We start from the raw sequence: 771 nt of genomic DNA, 5'->3' as shown, positions 1-771 counted from the left end.
AAATATTATTAAATAATGTCCAGTCATTTGATTGGATTGAAAGTTTTAAATTTTTAACAATTTTGTATTTTTATTTGTATCAAACAAAAGAGTATGAAGATTATTATATATTGTTTGAAAATGAGAGTTATTTCTTTAAAATTCTTGATTTAATATGTAACTATAATATAGAGAATAGTGAAATAATTTTTTTCAGATATACTTTCAGTTTTTCTTAAATTATTTGAACAAAATAGTTTGCCAGAAGAAAGAAGAAACTATTTTAAGAGGGAATTAGAATCATTCATTAACTTCATATTTAAAGAAAATTCTAAAGATAATGATTTTAAACACATTGCATATTGGTATTTTGAATTAGATGAGTTGTTGTCTATTTTTAGAACTGAACATCTCGAAAAAATTAGTAACTATTATATCAATAACCCTCAATCTGATTCTGTTGGGAAATATTTGGATTTTGTATCAAGACATTTTGATGATATAATTGAAGATTCAATAGAAGTGATTCGAAAGATAGCAAAAGAAAATGATTCTGATATAATTCGAGATCAAGCAATTAAATTAGTTAAAATGTATGATGAGCGTCATAGTAGTGATGAAGGCGCCATTTTAAAAAAAGAGAGTGATTCTGGATTTATACTGTCTGAAAATTACAAGGAACTTTTGAATCAAGCAGAAGTTATTATTGATGATATTCGTTCTAATTTGACTATTGCTTCTAAAGATTTAAAAACAATCGGCTCTTTTGGACATTATACTAAGATTGATACT

At 24.5% G+C, this 771-nt stretch carries 2 pseudogenes; both read left to right on the top strand.

Going from position 1 to position 771, the window contains the following annotated elements:
* Positions 1–218 (top strand): annotated as a pseudogene (locus tag K4H96_RS12390) (hypothetical protein); the annotation flags it as partial.
* A gap of 19 nt (positions 219–237) precedes the next feature.
* Positions 238–771: pseudogene (locus tag K4H96_RS09275) on the top strand (DUF2971 domain-containing protein); the annotation flags it as partial.

This window comes from Streptococcus sanguinis, assembly GCF_020729765.1.
Taxonomy (GTDB): domain Bacteria; phylum Bacillota; class Bacilli; order Lactobacillales; family Streptococcaceae; genus Streptococcus; species Streptococcus sanguinis_Q.
Note: the sequence above shows the minus strand (reverse complement) of the source record. Positions and strands in the feature narration are given on the sequence as shown.